Source organism: Terriglobia bacterium, assembly GCA_020073205.1.
Lineage (GTDB): Bacteria > Acidobacteriota > Polarisedimenticolia > Polarisedimenticolales > JAIQFR01 > JAIQFR01.
Genome location: JAIQFR010000119.1, coordinates 1 through 13,050, shown reverse-complemented (window position 1 = coordinate 13,050; position 13,050 = coordinate 1). Strand labels below are relative to the sequence as shown.

General features: G+C 69.7%; 13 protein-coding genes. 10 read left to right on the top strand and 3 right to left on the bottom strand.

The features are described 5' to 3' along the window. Positions 1 to 109: 109 nt before the first annotated feature. The 3 genes from LAO51_17705 to LAO51_17695 all read right to left on the bottom strand — a co-directional run bounded on the left by LAO51_17705 (position 110) and on the right by LAO51_17695 (position 3,395). Positions 110 to 1,096 (bottom strand): class I SAM-dependent methyltransferase, encoded by a 987-nt coding sequence (locus tag LAO51_17705; GenBank protein MBZ5640576.1) that lies wholly within the window; start codon positions 1,094 to 1,096, stop codon positions 110 to 112. Between the two features lie 170 nt (positions 1,097 to 1,266). Beyond that, entirely contained in the window at positions 1,267 to 2,649 is a 1,383-nt protein-coding gene (locus LAO51_17700; GenBank protein MBZ5640575.1) for an HD domain-containing protein, read from the bottom strand. Beyond that, positions 2,646 to 3,395 carry a 1-acyl-sn-glycerol-3-phosphate acyltransferase gene (locus LAO51_17695; GenBank protein MBZ5640574.1) on the bottom strand — a complete coding sequence of 250 codons (750 nt, stop codon included), beginning with the start codon at positions 3,393 to 3,395 and terminating at the stop codon, positions 2,646 to 2,648. Before LAO51_17695 ends, LAO51_17700 begins: the two co-directional genes overlap by 4 nt. An 83-nt stretch (positions 3,396 to 3,478) precedes the next feature. Here LAO51_17695 and LAO51_17690 point away from each other — a divergent pair, with 83 nt between their 5' ends. From LAO51_17690 to LAO51_17645, 10 genes are all read left to right on the top strand, one after another. Next, complete coding sequence (locus LAO51_17690; protein MBZ5640573.1) at positions 3,479 to 3,892, top strand: hypothetical protein; 414 nt, start codon at positions 3,479 to 3,481, stop codon at positions 3,890 to 3,892. Between the two features lie 61 nt (positions 3,893 to 3,953). Next, positions 3,954 to 4,709: an ABC transporter permease gene (locus tag LAO51_17685; protein ID MBZ5640572.1), complete on the top strand. Its 756-nt coding sequence runs from the start codon at positions 3,954 to 3,956 to the stop codon at positions 4,707 to 4,709. Between the two features lie 2 nt (positions 4,710 to 4,711). Continuing rightward, a complete protein-coding gene (locus LAO51_17680; protein MBZ5640571.1) occupies positions 4,712 to 5,455 on the top strand; it encodes an ABC transporter ATP-binding protein in 744 nt (247 codons plus the stop codon). Beyond that, entirely contained in the window at positions 5,448 to 6,572 is a 1,125-nt protein-coding gene (locus LAO51_17675; protein MBZ5640570.1) for an MlaD family protein, read from the top strand. Before LAO51_17680 ends, LAO51_17675 begins: the two co-directional genes overlap by 8 nt. A gap of 97 nt (positions 6,573 to 6,669) precedes the next feature. Then, positions 6,670 to 7,989: a nucleotide sugar dehydrogenase gene (locus LAO51_17670; GenBank protein ID MBZ5640569.1), complete on the top strand. Its 1,320-nt coding sequence runs from the start codon at positions 6,670 to 6,672 to the stop codon at positions 7,987 to 7,989. Between the two features lie 53 nt (positions 7,990 to 8,042). Then, positions 8,043 to 9,008 carry a GDP-mannose 4,6-dehydratase gene (locus LAO51_17665; GenBank protein ID MBZ5640568.1) on the top strand — a complete coding sequence of 322 codons (966 nt, stop codon included), beginning with the start codon at positions 8,043 to 8,045 and terminating at the stop codon, positions 9,006 to 9,008. A 10-nt stretch (positions 9,009 to 9,018) separates the two neighbouring features. Beyond that, complete coding sequence (locus LAO51_17660) at positions 9,019 to 10,323, top strand: UDP-glucose/GDP-mannose dehydrogenase family protein (GenBank protein MBZ5640567.1); 1,305 nt, start codon at positions 9,019 to 9,021, stop codon at positions 10,321 to 10,323. Between the two features lie 2 nt (positions 10,324 to 10,325). Further along, entirely contained in the window at positions 10,326 to 11,273 is a 948-nt protein-coding gene (locus LAO51_17655) for an SDR family oxidoreductase (GenBank protein MBZ5640566.1), read from the top strand. Then, positions 11,270 to 12,316 (top strand): NTP transferase domain-containing protein, encoded by a 1,047-nt coding sequence (locus LAO51_17650; protein ID MBZ5640565.1) that lies wholly within the window; start codon positions 11,270 to 11,272, stop codon positions 12,314 to 12,316. The genes LAO51_17655 and LAO51_17650 overlap by 4 nt, the downstream gene beginning before the upstream one ends. After that, positions 12,313 to 13,050 (top strand): hypothetical protein (locus LAO51_17645; protein ID MBZ5640564.1); only part of this gene is annotated, 738 nt, incomplete at its 3' end. The genes LAO51_17650 and LAO51_17645, both read left to right, overlap by 4 nt.

The window sequence follows — 13,050 nt, the reverse complement described above, 5'->3', positions numbered from 1 at the left end:
GCCACTCCATCGCCTTCTCCCGCGACCCCTCCCGGACAGCCGCCACCGCGGCTGCGACGACCGCCGGCGCGCCTCGTTCCCGGAGCGGCGCTCCCGGAAATCCCAGCGGTTATCGCGCGGCGAACGCCACGGAGACCTCGGTGCCGGCACCGATCTCAGCGGCAAGAAAACCGAAACGCTGAACGATCTCCCGGAGCCCCCGGTGTCGAGTCCATTGCGACAGACGAGGGACACTGAGTTCAGCGGTCAGGAGACCGAAGGGGGTCTTCGAGCGAACTGGCCGCAACCCTGCCGCGATGCCGATCCGCAAGAGGCTGGCGCGGGTGAAATGCCAGAGGTGGAAGGGAAGCATGAGCGAGGAGTAGCGCTCCACCGAGAGGGCGCTCACCCATCCGCCGATGTTCGGGACCTCCACGATGAGGAGCCCGTCGTCGTTGAGCAGCCGCGCCAGATCCGACAAGCATCTACGTGGATCCGGCACGTGTTCGAGCGTCTGAATTACCGATATGAGGTCGAAGGACCCGGGCTCGAATTCGGCGTCGCGCAGGTTGGCCGAGTATCGGAAGTCGACATCGGGGAGTGCCCGACGCGCATCCGGATTCGGCGTCACGTCGTAGCCGTGCAGATCCGTGCGCCCGATCCGGGAAAGGAGACTGAGGTAGTAGCCGGTGCCACAGCCATAGTCGAGGATCCTCTTTCGTGGATCCATGCGGAGTGGTACCCAGTACTTCAGCGGGATGGTTCGGCCGGTCGCCCATTCGGCAAAATGCAACTTGAGATCCGCCGCGAAAGGCGACGCGGGCGGGGCGTCTACGATTCGCCGCAGCCTCTCGAGTAATGCCGCGTTTCCCCCGACCGGAGGCTCGTGGTACGCATAGTAGCCGCTGGCGTAGGCCCGATCGAGTTGTTCGACAGACGGCCTCGGGACCAGGCATCCGAGCCCGCACCGCCGACATCGGCAGACACGCCCCTCGTACTCGAGGGCCTCATCCTGGAAACCGACCCAAGGACGGAACCGCGTGGTTCCGCAGCTTTCGCAGAGATGGTGAATCGGGCCGTCCCGGCGAGTATCCGAGAACTTTTGCTCGTCGCTCATGCTGCCAGACTCCAGAGACGTCTCACGGAACGCAAAATCACCGTCCCGCGGGCTCCACACCCACCGCCTTTCACCCCCCGATCTCGTTCTTGTCTCCGCTCGCGGAATCTCGGGCACGCATGCAACTAGCGGGTTTCCTGCTGCGATCGGAGGCGGAAGGAGATCCTAGCTCAGCGAGCCTCGCGGAGCCACTCCATCGCCTCCTCCCGCGAGGTGACGACACCGTCCTCCAGGAGTTCCCGAATCTCGCAAAGCATCCGTCCGACCTCCGGTCCCTGCGGGATCCCGAGAACGGACATCACGTCCGTCCCCGTCACGAGCGTGGGGAGCGGCGTCGTCTTCGATCGCTCGTGGAGCGCGAGCAGCTGCACGAGGACGGGCCTCAGGCGCCGCCACCTCGCCCGGGCATCGGGCGAGCCGGACGCCAGCGCGTCGCACGCCGCGTGCAGGACCAGGACGGGTAGGTCGTCGCCCGCGTCGCGGACGAGGCGGCGCAGACCGCGCTCCGGCGCGCCGGCGTCCGCGAGGTGATGCGGCCTCAGGTGGAAGCGCACCAGTCGGGACACGCGGCGCCGGAAGGAGGCCGGCATTCGCAGGCGGCGGAGCATCGCGTCGGCGAGGCGCGCGCCGGCGATCTCGTGGCCGTGGAACGTGGGCCGCCCGTCCGCCCTCCGATCGAGCGTCTCGGGCTTGGCGAGGTCGTGCACGAGGAGCGTCCAGCGGAGCAGACGGGCGGCGTCGGGGTCCCGGGCGGTCGCGGCGCCCGGGAGCCGCCCCGGATCCGCGCTCCTCGCGAGGGCGTCGAGCGTGTGGCGCCAGACGTCGGGCCGTCCCTCCCCGGCGACGCATCGACGCAGGGGAATCGTCTCGGGGAGAACCGCTCCGAGCAGGCCGAGCCGCTCCACCGTCTCGAGGCCGAGGTCGGGCCGAGGTGCGACGAGCATCTTGTCCGTCTCGTCGCGCACCCGCTCCGCCGACGCGCGCCTCAGACCTCGCTCCGCGGCCTTCGCCTCCCTCCTCGCCGCGGGGTCGAGGCGGAACGCGGGGAATTCGGCGAGGAATCGGCAGGCTCTTAGCGCTCGGACCGGGTCCTCGCGCACGACGCCCGGACGCGGGAGACGGAGCCGGCCCGCCTCGAGATCGCGGAGCCCGCCCAGGGGATCGAGGGTTCGCCCCCCGACGAGATCGAGCGCGATCGCGTTCACGGTGAAGTCCCTCCGGCGGAGGTCCCTCTCGATGCCGCGGCCGGACGCGTCGACGACGTCCACCTTCCTTCCGCGAACCTCGAATCTCCACGTCGTGACGCCGCGCTTCCTGAAGCGGAAGCCCCGATGGCCCCACAGGGACCCGAGGTCACGCACGAGGCGGCCGGCGCCGCGCCCCGCCGCGACGTCGAGATCCTCCGAGGGGCAACCGAGCGCCGCGTCGCGGACCGCGCCCCCCACGAGCCAGGCCGGAACGCCGCTCGCCCGCGCGGCCTCACGGACCTCCCGGAGGAGCGGGTCGGTCGCCATCCGCCGCCTGAGGCGCGCCGCGAGCTTCTCCGGCGTCAAAGCGCCTCCGGGTGCAGGGTCGCCTCCCCTGGGTCGACTTCGTCCGGCCGCAGGCGCTCGACGATCCGCGCGCGGACGTCGGCCGAAAGCCGGTCGAGGCCGTCCGGGCGGTAGGAAGCGGCATCGAGCGGCGGCGCGAAGCTCACCCGCACGGTCCCCGGCCGGATCCGGAACATCCCGCCGGGACGCAGCACGCGGCCGGAGCCGGACACCGCCACCGGGACCACCGGCACCCCGGCGTCGAGCGCCAGGTGGAACGCGCCGCGCTTGAACGGGCCGAGCCTCCCGTCGCGGCTGCGGGTCCCCTCGGCGAACAGGAGAACCGGTCGTCCGCCCCGCACCTTCGCCGCCGCGGTCGCGAGGCTGCGCACGGCCCGCGCGCGGTTCCTCCGGTCGATCGGGATGAACCCCGACGCCGTGAGCGCCCAGCCCAGGAACGGGATCAGGAACAGCGAGCGCTTCGCCACGAACCTCGCGGAGAGGGGAAGCGCCGGGATCAGCGACCAGATGTCCACCAGGGACTGGTGGTTCGAGATGAACACGCACGGCAGCGACCTCGACGCGTTCTCGAGCCCGTGATAAACAGGCGACGCGCCGGCCGCGGCGAGGCACGCGCGGGACCAGACGCGGCCCAGGCGCATGACGATGTCGCTCCCCGGTCGGACCAGGCTCCACGCCGCGGCGGTTCCACCGAAGACCACCGTCGCGGCGACGAAGACCACGAACGTCCAGATCCCGCGAAGCACCCGGACCTCCCTCCCGCGGTCCCCGGCGCGGGCGCGGGCGGAGTATACCAAGCGGAGCCGCCTATAATGCCGGCGGGGGACGCATGGACGACGTGGCCGGGCGCAGGTGGAGATGGGTCGCGCGCTCCATGGCCCTCGGCGCGGCCTACGACGCCGCGTTCGCGGCCGCCATTCTCGCCGCGACGGGGTGGGCGGCGGCGCTGCTCCGCCTCGAGGTGCCGCCCGATCCCGTCTACCTCCGGCTGAACGGCGTCTTCTTGCTACTGCTCGCCGCGCTGTACCTTCTCCCGGCCCTGGACCCGGCCCGCTACCGCGGGATCGTCGCGGTGGCGTCGGCGGGGCGATTCCTCGGGTTCGCGTTCCTCGCGGCGGCCTGGGTCGAGGGAAGGCCGGCGGCGTTCCTCGGGCTGGCACTGGGCGACCTCGTCTTCGCGGCGGCCCACGCGGTCCTCCTCGTCCGCGCCGGACGATCCGGGCGACCCGCGCCAACTCGTTGAACGGCGGTGGCTTGACCTCGTTCCCCCACCTGCCTATTCTTGTGCCCGCCATGGGGGTCCCATGAACGGCATCCTGAGCGCGTACCTCGAGGAGCTCGGGGGGATGGCGCTTCTGACCGGCGCGACGTTCCGGCAGTCCTTCCGGCGTCCGTTCGAGCGGGAGCTCTGGCTCGAGCAGTTCCTGCAGCTCGGGGTGCGCTCCCTCACCATCACCAACGTGACCCTCCTGTTCACCGGAATGGTGCTCGCGATCCAGACCGCCTACTCGCTCTCGTCCTTCGGCGGCAAGCCGTTCGTGGGGGACATCATCTCGCTCTCGGTGGTGCGCGAGCTGGGGCCGGTGCTGACCGCCCTGATGGTCGCCGGGCGCGTCGGGGCGGGGATCACCGCGGAGCTGGGCTCCATGGCGGTGACCGAGCAGGTCGACGCGCTGCGCGCGCTCGCGGCGAGCCCGGTGAAGAAACTCGTCGTCCCCCGCGTCGGCGCCCTGGTCGTCGTCCTCCCGATGCTGACCATCCTGGCGGACACCATCGGCGTCTTCGGCGGCCTCGTGATGGCGATCACCGAGCTGGGGCAGACGAAGGTCTACTACATGAACCACGTGCTGTCGGCGCTCAGGGTCCAGGACATCGCGAGCGGCGTCGGCAAGACCTTCTTCTTCGCGCTCCTGATCGGGATCATCGCCTGCTACAACGGCCTCAAGGCGACCGGCGGCGCGGACGGCGTGGGCAAGGCGACCACGAACACGGTGGTGGTCGCGTCCATTTCGATCATCATCTCCGACTTCTTCCTCACGAAGATCTTCATCCTCCTCTGACCGTGAGCGAGCCCTTCATCCGCTACGTGGACCTCCGCAAGGCCTTCGGCGCCAAGGCGGTGCTCTGCGGCGTGAACCTCGACGTCGCCGAGGGCGAGACCGTCGTCGTGCTCGGCGGGTCGGGCTCCGGGAAATCGGTGCTGCTCCGGCACACCATCGGCCTCTACCGCCCCGACGAGGGGAAGGTCTGGGTGGACGGCACCGAGATCACCGAGCTCGGCGAGGACGAGCTGATCGAGACGCGCAAGAAAGTGGGCATGCTGTTCCAGGCCGGGGCCCTGTTCGACTCCATGACGGTCTACGACAACGTCTCCTTCGCGCTCCACGAGCACACGGACTGGGAGGAGGAGAAGGTGCGCGAGCGGGTGCGCGAGGTGCTGGCCCTCGTCGAGCTCGAGGACGTCGAGGACCTCATGCCCTCGGACCTGTCCGGCGGCATGCGCAAGCGCGTCGCTCTGGCCCGCGCGGTGGTCCTCGCTCCGCGCGCCGTCCTCTACGACGAGCCGACGACGGGGCTCGATCCGATCATCGCGAACACGATCAACGAACTGATCCGGAGCCTGCAGAAGCGTCTCGGGATCACCTCCATCGTCGTCACGCACGACATCCACTCCGCCTTCGCGGTGGGGGACCGGATCGCGTTCCTCCACGACGGGGTGATCCTGTTCCACGGCACGACGGCCGAGGCCAGGGAGGCGAAGGAGCCGCTGCTCCGGAACTTCCTTCAGGGAGGGGGCTATGTCTAAGCGCCCGGTGAGGGACCTGTCGGTGGGGGCGCTCGCCGCCCTGGCCTTGCTGGTCCTGGGCGTCACGATCATGTCGGTGGGCGGCCAGTCGCGCCTCTTCAGCAGCAAGGTGCACTATCGGGTGGTCTTCCCGAGCACCGAGGGGCTGCGCGTGGGCTCGCCGGTGAAGATCGCGGGCGTCCAGGTCGGCACGGTCACCGGCATCCACCTGCCGACCGATCCTCGCGCCTCGGGGATCGGGGCCGAGCTCGGGATCGAGTCGGCGTACGCGATCCGCGTCCGGGAGGACTCCGCCGCCTCGATCCGGTACCTGCAGTGGCTGTCGGGAGAGAAGTACGTCGAGGTGACGCCGGGCGATCCGTCCAAGCCGATTCTCCCCGACGGCTCGATCGTCCCCGTCATCTCCGAGCAGCCGATCCTCCAGAAGGGGGCGGACATCGCGGAGAACCTGAACGAGATCACCATCGCGCTCAAGAACATCCTGGAGCCGCTGCAGGAGGGCAAGGGGCTCCTGGGTCAGGCGATTCACGATCCCGAGTTCGGGCAGGAGAGCCTCGCCCATCTCAAGGCGACCCTCGAGAACCTCGAGGCGCTGACCGGGAGGCTCAGGAAGGGGGAGGGCTTCGCGGGGAGGATGCTGTTCGATCCGGCGATGGCCGGCCAAGCGGACGACCTCTCGAAGGCGATCCGGGACCTCGCGTCGTTCCTCGACACCCTGGCGAAGAAGGAGGGCGCGGTCGGCGCCCTCGTGGAGAAGGGCGGGGCCGGGGAACAGGCGGTCGCGGAGATCCGCGACGCGGCGGCCTCGCTCAAGCGGGTCGTCGCCCGGCTCGAGTCCAAGGATGGGCTCGTCGGGAAGCTGCTGAACGACACGGAGTACTCCGAGCGGATCGCGAAGGACCTCGAGACGACGCTCCACAACCTGTCGGAGATCACCGGGAAGGTGAACTCCGGCCAGGGCACCCTGGGCGCCCTGGTCAACGAGCGGGTGCTCCACGACTCCCTGGAGGACGTGGTCGCCGGGACGAACGACAGCAAGTTCGCCCGCTGGCTCCTGAGGCACTACCAGAAGAAGGGGATCGAGACGGAGGACGGGAAGACGAAGAAGGCCCCTTGAGCCGTCCCTTGGCGAGATCGGCGAAGTCGGGTAAATTCTCCCGTTCATGCCTCGGAACGTCCGCCCCGCTGGATGTCGGGCGAGGAGCCACGTCAAGATGAGCGAGCACCTCAGGGCCCTCGAGAGGAAGATCGCGTCGCGCAAGGCGGCCATCGGAATCGTCGGGCTCGGGTACGTCGGCCTGCCGCTGGCGGTGGAGTTCGCGCGGTCGGGCTTCAGGGTCACCGGCATCGACGTGGACGAAGCGAAGGTCGCAAACGTTCGTGCCGGCCGCTCGCACGTCGAGGACATCCCGTCGTCGGCGGTGCGGGAGCTGGTCCTGAAGCGGCGCCTGTTCGCGCAGGGCCACTACCGTGGGTGCGGCAAGTTCGACGCGATCGTCATCGCCGTCCCGACGCCGCTCCGGAAGACGAAGGACCCGGACATCTCGTACGTCGTCGCCTCGCTCGAGGAGATCGTGAAGGAGATCCGGGTGGGGCAGCTCGTGATCCTCGAGTCCACGACCTATCCGGGCACCACCGAGGAGGTCCTGCGGCCGAGGCTGGAGTCGAGGGGCCTTCGCGCCGGCAAGGACTTCTTCCTGGCGTTCTCCCCGGAGCGCGTGGATCCGGGGAACAAGAGCTTCACGACCCGAAACACCCCCAAGGTCGTCGGCGGGAGCACGCCGGCGTGCGCCCGGATCGCGGCTCTGCTCTACCGCCAGGCGATCGAGAAGGTGCACACGGTCTCCTCGACCCAGGCGGCCGAGATGATCAAGCTCCTCGAGAACACCTTCCGCGCGGTGAACATCGGGCTCGTCAACGAGATCGCGCTGATGTGCGAGGTCCTCGGGCTCGACGTGTGGGAGGTGATCGACGGCGCCGCCACGAAGCCGTTCGGCTTCATGCGGTTCTACCCGGGTCCCGGAATCGGGGGCCACTGCATCCCGCTGGACCCTCACTACCTCTCCTGGAAGCTGAAGACGCTGAACTACTACGCCAAGTTCATCGAGCTGGCGTCGGAGATCAACGGCAACATGCCGGAGGTGGTCGTGCGCCGCGCGACCGAGGCGCTGAACGAGCGGCGGAAGGCGATCAACGGCGCGAGGGTGTTCGTGCTCGGCGCCGCCTACAAGCGCGACATCGGGGACCTCAGGGAATCCCCGGCGCTCGACGTGATGCGCCTGCTGCACGAGCAGAGCGCGCGGGTCTCGTTCCACGACCCGTACGCGAGGGAGGTCCGGCTCGATGGAGGGCACGTGAAGCGGACGTCCGCGCTCTCCGCCGCGCGCCTCGGCGCCGCGGACCTCGTGATCATCGTCACCGACCACTCGGTCTACGATTACGACTGGGTCGTCCGTCACTCCCGGCTGATCCTCGACACGCGCAACGCGACCCGGGGCGTCCGGGCCGGCCGCGCGAAGATCCGGAAGCTCTGATCGAGGCCGCCGGTCGACGCGAGGCGGGCGACGGAGGGCCACGGGCGGGCGCGATGGGGAGCATACTCGTCACGGGAGGCGCGGGCTTCATCGGCTCGCACCTGGCGGAGCGGCTGGTCGGCGCCGGCCGCCGCGTCGTCGTCCTGGACAGCTTCGACCCGTTCTACGACCCGGAGATCAAGCGCCGAAACCTCGCCGCCTTGGCACCGGCCGCCGACTTCCGGCTCGTCACGGGGGACATCCGCGACCGGGACCTCCTCGACGGCTTGCTCGGGTCGGAGCGGTTCGACGCGGTCGTCCACCTCGCGGCGCGGGCGGGGGTCCGCCCGTCGATCGTCGATCCCGAGCTGTACACGTCCGTGAACCTGCTGGGTACGACCTGCCTTCTCGAAGCCTGCCGTCGCCATGCCGTCGGGCGCTTCCTGTTCGGCTCGTCGTCGTCCGTGTACGGGAACAACCGCAAGGTTCCATTCGCGGAGAGCGATCCGGTGGACCACCCGATCTCCCCCTACGCGGCGACGAAGAAGGCGGGAGAGCTGCTCGCCTACACGTTCCACCACCTGACCGGCACTCCGGTGGCGTGCCTCCGGTTCTTCACGGTCTACGGTCCGAGGCAACGGCCCGAGATGGCGATTCACCGGTTCGCCAGGCTCCTCGCGGCAGGCAGCGAGGTCGAGCAGTTCGGCGACGGGAGCTCGGCGCGGGACTACACGTTCGTCTCGGACATCGTGGAGGGCATCGTTCGGGCGCTGGACCTCAGCCGCGACTATCATGTGTGGAACCTGGGAGGTTCGCGCACGATCTCCCTCCTCGACCTCGTGGACAGGATCGCGCGGGGCCTCGGGACGTCGCCGAGGGTGCGCGTGCTCCCGCCGCAGCCCGGGGACGTGGAGCGCACCTGGGCCGACGTCTCGCGGGCCCGCGCCGAGCTGGGGTGGGAGCCGACGGTGGATCTCGATCGGGGCCTCGAGCTGTTTCTGGAGTGGTTCCGCCGCGAGGCGGCCGGGCGCGAAGCGTGAGGAGGCGGCTTTGAACATCGCCGTGGTGGGAACGGGGTACGTCGGCCTGGTGACGGGAGCGTGCTTCTCCGAGTTCGGCACGCACGTGACCTGCGTGGACAAGGACGCGTCGAAGATCGACCGGCTCCAGCACGGGGAGATCCCGATCTACGAGCCCGGCCTCGACGGCCTGGTCGAGCGGAACGTCAAGGCGGGACGTCTCGTGTTCACCACCGACCTTCCGGGGGCGATCCGGGACGCCCTCGCGGTCTTCATCGCGGTGGGAACGCCCCAGGGGAACGACGGGCGTGCGGACCTCTCGTTCGTGAAGGAGGTCGCGGTCTCGGTGGCGGAGAACCTCAACTCGTACAAGGTCGTCGTGACCAAGAGCACGGTCCCGGCGGGCACGGGGAAGATGATCCGCGAGCTGATCGAGCGGCACCGCGTCGAGGACTACCCGTTCAGCGTCGCCTCGAATCCGGAGTTCCTCCGCGAGGGGTCGGCCATCGAGGATTTCCTGCGGCCGAACCGGGTCGTGATCGGGACCGAGGACGAGATGTCCGCCGCGATCCTGAAGGACCTCTACCGGCCCCTGTACCTCATCGAGACCCCGATCGTTCTCACCACCGTGGTGAGCGCGGAGATGATCAAGTACGCCGCCAATGCGTTCCTGGCGACGAAGATCTCCTTCATCAACGAGATGGCGGATCTCTGCGAGCGGGTCGGGGCCGACGTCCACGCCGTGGCCAAGGGCATGGGGCTCGACCAGAGGATCGGAACGAAGTTCCTCCACCCCGGCCCGGGGTACGGCGGTTCCTGCTTCCCGAAGGACACGAGGGCGATCGTCGAGCTGGCACGGGAGAACGGCGCGAACCTCGAAATCGTGAGCGCGGTCATCGCGGTGAACGAGGCGCGCATCCCGAAGGCGGTCGCCAAGATCCGGGAGGCCTTGGGCGGCACGCTCGGGGGACGGACGGCAGGCCTGCTCGGCCTCGCGTTCAAGCCGAACACCGACGACCTGAGGGAGTCGCCGGCGATCGGGATCCTGGAGGCGATGGTCGCCGAGGGGGCGCGCGTGCGAGCTTACGATCCGGTGGCCATGGACCTGGCGCGCGCGAGGCGCTACGAGGGAGTGACGTTCTGCCGGGACGAGTACGACGCGGCGGAGGGCGCGGACGGGCTCGTCGTCGCCACCGAGTGGAACCAGTTCCGGGGCCTCGACGTGGACCGGATCAAGGCGCTGCTGAGGGAGCCGGTGGTCGTGGATCTTCGCAACATCTGGGAGCCCGCGGCGATGCGGTCCAAGGGCTTCCGCTACTCGTGCGTAGGACGGTAGGCATGGCGATCTATCTGGTGACCGGAGGGGCGGGGTTCATCGGCTCGAACCTCGCGGAGTCGATCCTGTCGGCGGGCGACGACGTCCGCGTCCTGGACGATTTCTCCACGGGGCGCCGCGAGAACCTGCGGGACGCCGAAGCGTGGGCCCGGGCCGGTGGAGGGCGCTTCGAGCTGATCGAGGGGGACGTCCGGGATCCCGCGACCTGCCGGGAGGCGGTGGCGGGTGCCGAGTTCGTCCTGCACGAAGCCGCCATCCCGTCGATCCAGCGGTCGGTCAGGGACCCGGTGGCGACCAACGCCGTGAACGTGGCGGGAACGCTCAACCTGCTCGTCGCGGCACGGGACGCCGGTGTCGCCCGCTTCGTGTTCGCGTCGTCGTCCTCCCTTTACGGCGAGAGCGAGGTCTTGCCGAAAGTCGAATCGATGCCGACGGCCCCGATCTCCCCTTACGGCCTTCAGAAGCTGGCGGGCGAGTCCTACACCCGGCTCTTCCACGCGCTCTACCGCCTTCCCGCGATCGCGCTCCGCTATTTCAACGTCTTCGGACCGCGGCAGGACCCGAAGAGCGAGTACGCGGCCGTCGTTCCCAGGTTCGTGACCGCGGCGAAGACGGGGGAGGAGGCGGTGGTGTACGGCGACGGGGAGCAGAGCCGCGACTTCACGTTCGTATCGAACGTCGTCGAGGCGAACCTCCTCGCCTGCCGGGCGGGGGCCGACGCCCTCGGCAAGGCGTTCAACGTGGCTTGCGGCGAGCGGATCAGCCTGAACGGGCTGCTCGGCGTGCTGGGGGAACTCGCGGGCCGGCCGGTCCGGGCGCGGCACGATCCGGAGCGGCCAGGAGACATCAAGCACTCGCTCGCGGGGATCGACCTCGCCGCCCGACACCTCGGCTACCGGCCGCGGGTCACGTTCCGGGAGGGGATCGAGCGCACTTGGGGAAGCCTTTGAACGGACGCCGCGCCCATTTCCACGCCGTGCTGCTGGCCGGCGGCAGCGGGACCCGCTTCTGGCCGTGGAGCCGAGCTGGGCGGCCCAAGCAGTTCCTCCCCCTGGCGGGGGGAGACGAGCCGCTCCTGGTGGCGACCTGGCGCCGCACCCTCGGGCTCGTGGCGAAGGACCTCATATGGGTCGCGGCGCCCAGGAGCCTGGCGCGCGACGTGCTGAGGATGCTGCCGGAGCTCGACCGCGGCCGGTTGATCGTCGAGCCTTCCCCGAGGGACACCGCTCCTGCCATCACCCTCGCGTGCGCGACCGTTCAGGCGAAGGACCCGAGGGCCGTGGTCGGGTTCTTCCCCACCGACCACGTGATCCGGGACGCCCGCGCGTTCCGGGGGAGCGTTCGCGCCGCGGTCCGCGCCGCCGAGCGCGGTGCGCTGGTCTGCCTGGGCATCCGGCCCGATAGGCCCGCGACCGGCTTCGGGTACCTGAAGTGCGCGCGCCGTCCGAGCCGCATCGAGGCCGTCGACGTCGAACGGTTCGTGGAGAAGCCCGACGCGCCGTCCGCCCGCCGCTTCGTCCGGTCGGGGCGCTACCTCTGGAACGGCGGCATGTTCGTCTGGCGCGCGTCGAGGTTCCTCGAGGAGGCAGAGCGGGCGGCGCCGGGGATCGTGGCGGCGGTCCGCGCCCACCTGGCCGGGCGCCGCGGAGCCTGGGCGAAAGCCGAGAAGCGCTCCATCGACTACGCGGTGATGGAGAAGGCGGCCGGGGTGAAGGTGGTTCCCCTCGATGCCGGGTGGGACGACGTCGGATCCTGGGACGCCGCCGCGCGACTCAGGGAGGATTGCGGCGCGCCGTCGGGGGACACGATTCTCCTGGCCAGCCCACGGAGCGCGGTCTTCGGCTCGGGACGGCTCGTCGCGATCGTGGACGTGCCCGGGATCGTCGTGGTGGACACTCCCGATGCGGTGCTCGTGGTGTCCCGGGGGAGCTCGGAGAAGGTTCGGCGGGTCGTCGAGGACCTCCGCGCCGGTGGACGCAAGGGACTGCTTTGAGCCGGAGCGTTCGAGACTCGATCTTCGCGGTCCTCCACGTCGAGGACTATCTCCTCCTCGCTGCGGTCGTGCTCCTGCCGTGGGCGTTCGGGGGCGTGAGGCTCTGGGCCTACCGCTCGGCGGCATTCCTGATCGCCGCGGCGTCCGCGGCGGCGCTGATCCGGAAGGGGTGGCCAGGGCTGGGCGGCGGCAAGGGCGGAGCGTGGTTGCTCCCCGCTTTCCTTCTCGCGGGGTGGGCAGCCTTGCAGGCGGTGCCGTTGCCGCCGGCTGTCGTGCGTCTCGTGAGCCCTGGAGCCTACGCGATCTATGTCGAAAACTTCCCGGGCTATCCCGGCCCCGCACCCTCGGATGTGGCGGCAGCGATCGAGGCCGACGCCCTCGACCGGGTGCCGGAGGCGCGGATCGTTCCCCCGCCCTCCGATCCGGCGCCGCCTTTCACGCCCGAGGTCCGGGGTCGATGGTCCGGATGGAGGTCGCTATCTCTGCATCCGGCGGCGACCATCGAGCGGCTCTTCTGGTACGTGGCCCTCCTCCTCGCGTTCCTGTTGGCGCGAACAAGGGTCGCAGAGCGCGGGATCTTCTCTGCCTATGGGACGGTGCTGTTCTGCCTGTTCGGCACGCTTGCGGCCTTCGGGCTCGTCCAGAAGGCAACGTGGAACGGAAAGATCTTCTGGGTGACTCCCAAGACCGAGATGACCCATCCGTTCGGTCCCTACGTGAACTTCATCCACTTT

Excerpts from the sequence above, each read along its gene's own strand:
- LAO51_17705 (MBZ5640576.1), bottom strand. The coding sequence starts at position 1,096 with ATGAGCGACGAGCAAAAGTTCTCGGATACTCGCCGGGACGGCCCGATT.
- LAO51_17690 (MBZ5640573.1), top strand. The coding sequence starts at position 3,479 with ATGGACGACGTGGCCGGGCGCAGGTGGAGATGGGTCGCGCGCTCCATG.
- LAO51_17685 (MBZ5640572.1), top strand. The coding sequence starts at position 3,954 with ATGAACGGCATCCTGAGCGCGTACCTCGAGGAGCTCGGGGGGATGGCG.
- LAO51_17675 (MBZ5640570.1), top strand. The coding sequence starts at position 5,448 with ATGTCTAAGCGCCCGGTGAGGGACCTGTCGGTGGGGGCGCTCGCCGCC.
- LAO51_17670 (MBZ5640569.1), top strand. The coding sequence starts at position 6,670 with ATGAGCGAGCACCTCAGGGCCCTCGAGAGGAAGATCGCGTCGCGCAAG.
- LAO51_17665 (MBZ5640568.1), top strand. The coding sequence starts at position 8,043 with ATGGGGAGCATACTCGTCACGGGAGGCGCGGGCTTCATCGGCTCGCAC.
- LAO51_17655 (MBZ5640566.1), top strand. The coding sequence starts at position 10,326 with ATGGCGATCTATCTGGTGACCGGAGGGGCGGGGTTCATCGGCTCGAAC.